Genomic DNA, 5894 nt, shown 5'->3' with positions numbered 1-5894 from the left:
CGCGTCAGCCCCATGCACATGCCAACGGCAATGCCAAGGCCGTGACCGAGCGAGCCGCCGGTGATCTCCATGCCGGGCGTGTATGGCGCCATGCCCGACATCGGCATACGGCTTTCATCGCTGCCATAGGTTTCGAGCTCTTCCTCCGGCAGCACGCCCGCTTCGATCAGAGCCGCGTAGAGCGCGATCGCATAGTGTCCGATCGACAGCAGGAAGCGGTCGCGTCCCTCCCACAACGTGTCCTCCGGCCGGTAGCGAAGCGCATGGAAATAGGCGACGGCAAGCACGTCGGCGACACCCAGCGCCTGTCCGACATAACCTTGGCCCTGGACTTGGCCCATTCGCACGGCATGTCGGCGGATACGATAGGCTCGTTCGGCCAGGCTGACATTGCTGCCAGCGCGAGGCATCTCAAGATCCGTTATCCTCTCAGCCATGGATCAGCATCCCACCGTTGACGTCGATCACGGCGCCGGTGATGTAGCTGGCCAGATCGGACGCCAAAAAGAGATAGGCGCCAGCGACGTCGCGCGCATCCCCCAGCCGGCTGAGCGGGATTCCCTTGATGATGTCGGCGCGCATGGCTTCGGTCAGTTTGCCGCCGGTGATGTCGGTCTGGATCAGGCCCGGTGTGACACAGTTGACGCGGATGCCTTCGGGACCGAATTCGCGCGCCATGGCCTTGGCAAGCCCCAGAACACCCGCCTTGGCAGCCGAATAGTGCGGGCCACCGAAGATGCCGCCGCCGCGCTGGGCCGAAACCGACGACATGCAGATGATCGAGCCACCGCCATTTTCGCGCATGTTCGGGATGAATGCCTGGCTGAGATAGAGCACGCCGCGTAGGTTGACATCGAGCATGCGGTCCCAGTCAGCCGGGCCGATATCCAGTGTCTTTGCGGGCTGCGTGATCCCGGCAATGTTGCACAGCACGTCGACCTTGCCGAAGGCTTCGGCCACTTCGGCAGCAGCCCTCTTGCACGCATCGAGGTCGGCGACGTTACAGGCGAGGCCAATGTGCTCGGGCCCAAGCGACTCGGCGGCGTCACGGGCCTGTTGCTCATCGAGGTCAAGAATAGCAATGCGCGCGCCTTGCTCCGCCATCAGCGTTGCCGTGGAGCGGCCTATCCCCCGAGGGCTCGCGGCCCCTGAAATCACCACGGCCTTGCCCTTCAGCAACATGTCGAACTCTCCTGCTATTTCTCTTTGCCGGTGATCTAAAGTCGGTAGAACCGGGCAGCGTTGTCATGGAACAGCGCGAGCCGCTCCTCGTGCGGGTAGGCGATCGTAGTTTCCTTGAAGGCGTTCAAAATGGCGTCGAAGCTCGAGAACAGCTTGTCGACGGGGAAGTTCGTCGCGAACATCAAGCGGCCGACGCCGAAGGCTGCGATCGCCTCCTCGACATAAGGACGAATCGAGGCCGTGGTCCAAGTCCAGTCGCCCATGCCGAGGCCCGAGATTTTGCAGGCGACGTTCGGCGCTTGCGCCAACTGGTGCATGCCTTTTTTCCAGGCGCCAAAATGCTCGGCGCCGTCGACCTGCATGCCGGTGTGATTGAGAATGATCTGGACGTCGGGAAAGTCGCGCGCGAGTTCGAGGAACTCGCCCATCTGGGGATAGTAGAGCTGCAGGTCGAAGCTCAGCCGTCGCTTCGCCAGCTCCCGGAAACCACGCCGCCATTCGGGTGTCCGGCTCACCTCCGGCCGCGCCAGATAGGTCTTGGCGGCGTCGGGATGGTAGTTCATCGACTGCCGAATGCCGCGGAAGTTCTGATGTTCCATGTGGCGGTCGAGGAGCTCGCCAACATCGGGTCTAGACAGGTCGGCATAGCCGACGATGCCGTGGGGAAACCCCCGCTTGTCGGCGATCTCCTGCAGCCAGCGCGTCTCCCCAACCGGATCGCTGGGATCGAACCCCACATCCAGGTGCACCGATTTTACGAGGTTCTGGTTCTTGCCGTCCTCAAGATAGTCCTCGAGAAGGTAACTTTTTCGGATCGCCTCGTAGTCACCGAAGGCTGACGGCTTAACCCCGTCGGTCAGCCACGGATAATAATTGGCCTCCAGATCCCACAAATGATGGTGCGGATCGATGAACGGCAGCTCGGCCACGGTCGGGATTCCTTGCTTGAGGTCTGGACCCGCTGGCCAAGCCGGCGGGTCCATTGGGTGGCGGTCAGTTGCTCGGGGGAAAGACGCGGGCGATGACCTTCTTGGCCTCGGGACTGTCAACCTTGTCGGCCGTAACAAGAGGCATGACCAAGGCCAGATCCTGGGTCACCGGCGCGCCCGTCAGTGCGTTGTAGACCTGTTGGGTTCCGTCGATCCCTTGGCCCACCGCCTCCTGGAAGAAGATGCCTTGGATCGCTCCCGTCTTGAGCAGCGCAATCGTTGTCGGCGAGCCATCGGCGACGGTAATGCCGATCTTGCCGGCCAGGCCGCGCGTTTCGACCACCTTGGCGGCGCCGCTGCCGGCTTCGTCATACATGCCGTAGATAGCCTTGACATCGGGATTAGCGGTCAAGAGGTCATTTGCCTGGGTGACGGCTTCGTTGATCGTCAGGCCACGCGTCTCCAGCATCTGGACGAGGTCACACCCTGCGGCCGCGAACGCCTCCTTGGCGCCCTTGAGGTATTTCTGCGCATTCTCCCGATCCTGCGGCAAGGACAGCATACCGACCTTGTTGCCGCCACGCTCCTTGGCGAGCTCGCAGGTGAATTTCCCCTGCGCCTTGCCGGTCTCATAGTTGTTCGCCGTGACCGAGGATGTGTAGTTGGTGAGGCCCGGCTGCGGCCCGATGCCGGCGAACGCGATCGGTACTTTCTGCTTCGCCAGATAATCGAGCAGCGGCGGTGTCGATGTCGAGCTAACGGGGCCGATCACAATGGCCGAGACACCTTTGGTGACGGCGGTCCTGGCATTGTCCATCTGCTTGGCGGGCGAATTCTCCGACGTGTACTCGACATAGTCCATGCCAAGCTCGTTGGCCTTCTCCTTCACGCCGTAGCCGACCCATTGCCAGTAGGAGATATCCAGCGATGGGGCGATATAAGCGACGGTCTTCTTGTCTTCAGCATATGATGCGCTGGACAGGCCGGACGCCGCCAATGCTGCAAGCAGGATTGTCTTCATTTTCATCTTGGTTCCTCCCGTTGATGATCTAGATGCGGTTGTTATTGCTGAAGCGGTCGATCAGAACCGCGAGCAGGATTGCAGCGCCGGTGACCGAGCCTTGCCAGAAGCTGTTCACGCCAATGAGGTTCACGCCGTTCTGGATACAGGTGATCATCAGCGCGCCCAGCACGGCGCCGATCGCGCTCCCGGTTCCGCCAAAGAGGCTGGCCCCGCCAATGACGACGGCGGCGATTGCCTGCAGCATCAGGCTGGCGCCGGCAGTGGCTTCGGCGTTGAGGATGTAGCTTACCGTCAACAGCCCGGCGAAAGAGGCGAGCAGGCCCGAAGCGACATAGGCCGCGAACTTAATGCGCAGAACCGGAATGCCGAGCAGCCGGGCGGCAATTGCCGATGAGCCGACGGCGTAGAACCAGCGTCCAAGGACGACCTTGCGCAAGGCGTATTCCAGCAGGACCATCAGGATGATGCAGAACAGAAGATGGTTCGGGATGCCTGGGATGATCTCGCCCGAATTCAGGAGCCAGAAATCCGGGGCGCCGATCGGCATCGAACGCCCATTGGTGACGATGAAGGCAAGGCTGCCCGCCACCGCGTAGGTGATGAGCGTGACGACGAAAGGCGCGAGCCCGACGACCGTGACCAGAAGGCCATTGATCGAGCCGAACACAAGGCCGACCGCCAGGCCGGCAGCACTCGCGGTCAGTCCGTCACCGCCATTGGCCATCGCCAACGCGGTCACCATTCCGGTCAGGGAAAAGACTGAACCGACCGAAAGATCGATTCCGCCGGTAATGACGACCAGCAAAACACCGAGCGACATGATTATGAGAGGCGCGGCGGCCTGGATGATGTTTTGCACATTGCCCATGCTGAGTGCTGCGGGCACCAACATGCCGACGGCCAGCAGCAGGACGACGATCGCAGCGGCAATCGCGGCTTCCGTGCGGTAGGACAAAAGAACTACTGGGACGCGCGACGTGGTGGTCCGGAGTTTTTTCGTCGTGGTGGTGCCGTCGGTTGCGTCGGTCATGCCGCCATCCCCGTCAGTTCGGCGAGCCCCTCCTCGGTGAAGTGCTCTTCAGGCAGAAAGCCCTTTGGCCGCCCATCGGTGTCAAAGGCGAAAATGGCGTCGCAAAGCTCGAGCAGTTCGACGTTCTCGGTCGACCACCAGATGATGATCGCGCCAGCGTCGGCCATCTCCCGGATCAAACCGTAAATGTCATGCTTGGTGCCGATGTCGACGCCACGCGTCGGCTCTTCCAGCACCACCATCCGGAGCGGCAGCCCAAGCCACCGTGCGACGAGAAGCTTCTGCTGGTTGCCGCCGGACAACGAGGCCGGCAGGTCCCAGATCGAGCTGGCTTTCAACTTCAGCGCCGAAACGAGATCACGACATTCCTGCCGCTCGGCTGCGGCTACGATCCGCCGCCTCTCGCGAACCCTGCGTGCTGCAAGCACGTTATCGACGATGGGCAGCTGCGAAAGGATCCCTTTGGTTGCGCGGTCGCCCGAAACAAAGCCGATACCGGCCCGCGCCGCTGCCACTGGGGACGAGAAACGGTCCCCAAAGCCCCCGCCCGAAAGGCGCCAGCCAGCCCCCGGTCCGGCGCCCACCAGGGGAGCAATGAGGCCGGTCGGGCCCGCCGGTGCGCCGGCCAGTCCCAGGATGGTGCCGGACGAAATTGCGATCCTGACGTTGTTTGGGCCCAGCAGCTCGATCGGTGGGCTCTGGGGGAGGCCCCTTTGCGGTTTGCGGTGGGTTGCTGGACGCTGCGCGTGTTGGCCCATCTGCTGGATGATGTCCGCGTCGCTGAGCGAGGCCAGGGGCGTGGCATTCGCGATCGTGACGCCATCGCGCAAGATCGTGCAGACATCGCAGAGCGCGCGGATTTCGCGCATACGGTGAGAAACAAAGACGATACCGATGCCTTCTTCTCGCACCAGCCGCTTTAGCACCGAGAAGAGTTTGACCGTCTCGGCGGCTGTCAGGTTCGCGGTAGGCTCATCGAGAAGCAGCACTTCCGCTCCAGTCGAAAGTGCGCGGGCGATCTCGACGATCTGGCCTTCGTGGAGGGACAATTTGCGTGCCGGCCGATCGATGATCTCTTCGCCGATCGCGGGGTCGATCAGGCGGAGCGCACCAAGCGCGATTTCCCGCATGCAGCGACGGCTGATCTGCGACCAGCCCGCCTTTGCATGGACGATGCCGATGTTTTCCGCGACCGACAGCTCGGGCAATAGCGCCAGCTCCTGATGCACCACCGCGATGATCGGCCTGGTGTGGCCGGCCTTCGACGAGGCGAAGCTAATATCGCCGGCATCGCGTGAGATCAGCCCGGTGATGATGCGGATCAGGGTGCTTTTGCCGGCGCCGTTGCCGCCCAGGAGCGCGTGGATTTCGCCAGGCCGGACCTGAAAACTCACGCCCCGAAGGACCCGTGTTGCGCCGTAGTTCTTCTTAACATTGGAAGCCTCGATCAGGGGCTTCATGGTCGATGCCTGTCCAACTGCCGGCACATTGCCGGCACTACCCAAGCTTTGGGCTGCACCCGGTTCCATTCTGTATCTCCTCCCGAGACCATAGGATGATGCGACCGATTGACATTAGGCTCAATTCTCGTTTCTTAATATTCTGTGTAGCTGAGCTTAACTGACGAGGACGATGTCAGACATCAAGTTCAATTCGATGACGCATTTCGAGGCAGTCGCGCGGCTCGGCGGCGTGGCAAAGGCCGCTCAGGAATTGCAGGTGACACCTT

General features: G+C 62.0%; 6 protein-coding genes. All 6 read right to left on the bottom strand.

Annotated features, from left to right (window positions below; all coding sequences use genetic code 11):
- A partial coding sequence (locus NKJ08_RS37995; RefSeq protein ID WP_502906390.1) for a thiamine pyrophosphate-binding protein occupies window positions 1-410 on the bottom strand: 410 nt, incomplete at its 3' end.
- A gap of 19 nt (window positions 411-429) precedes the next feature.
- Window positions 430-1182, bottom strand: coding sequence for an SDR family NAD(P)-dependent oxidoreductase (locus NKJ08_RS37990; RefSeq protein WP_023722445.1), 753 nt, complete (start codon window positions 1180-1182; stop codon window positions 430-432).
- Window positions 1183-1217: 35 nt separating this feature from the next.
- A complete protein-coding gene (locus NKJ08_RS37985) occupies window positions 1218-2111 on the bottom strand; it encodes an amidohydrolase family protein (protein WP_352786284.1) in 894 nt (297 codons plus the stop codon).
- A gap of 64 nt (window positions 2112-2175) precedes the next feature.
- Window positions 2176-3132: a substrate-binding domain-containing protein gene (locus tag NKJ08_RS37980; RefSeq protein ID WP_502899837.1), complete on the bottom strand. Its 957-nt coding sequence runs from the start codon at window positions 3130-3132 to the stop codon at window positions 2176-2178.
- 28 nt (window positions 3133-3160) lie between these two features.
- Entirely contained in the window at window positions 3161-4165 is a 1005-nt protein-coding gene (locus tag NKJ08_RS37975) for an ABC transporter permease (RefSeq protein WP_352786282.1), read from the bottom strand.
- The gene (locus NKJ08_RS37970) at window positions 4162-5625 is read right to left on the bottom strand and encodes an ATP-binding cassette domain-containing protein (RefSeq protein ID WP_352786285.1); all 1464 of its coding nucleotides are present in this window, start codon (window positions 5623-5625) and stop codon (window positions 4162-4164) included. The genes NKJ08_RS37975 and NKJ08_RS37970 overlap by 4 nt, the downstream gene beginning before the upstream one ends.
- Between the last annotated feature and the right edge of the window lie 269 nt (window positions 5626-5894).

The sequence above is a fragment of the Mesorhizobium sp. M0244 genome, from assembly GCF_040321795.1.
Taxonomy (GTDB): Bacteria; Pseudomonadota; Alphaproteobacteria; order Rhizobiales; family Rhizobiaceae; genus Mesorhizobium.
The sequence above is the reverse complement of the archived record's forward strand: the minus strand, read 5'-3'. Positions and strand labels throughout refer to the sequence as shown.

Coding starts and splice junctions, on each gene's coding strand:
- NKJ08_RS37980 (WP_502899837.1), bottom strand. CDS start 3,132: ATGAAGACAATCCTGCTTGCAGCATTGGCGGCGTCCGGCCTGTCCAGC.
- NKJ08_RS37970 (WP_352786285.1), bottom strand. CDS start 5,625: ATGAAGCCCCTGATCGAGGCTTCCAATGTTAAGAAGAACTACGGCGCA.
- NKJ08_RS37975 (WP_352786282.1), bottom strand. CDS start 4,165: ATGACCGACGCAACCGACGGCACCACCACGACGAAAAAACTCCGGACC.
- NKJ08_RS37990 (WP_023722445.1), bottom strand. CDS start 1,182: ATGTTGCTGAAGGGCAAGGCCGTGGTGATTTCAGGGGCCGCGAGCCCT.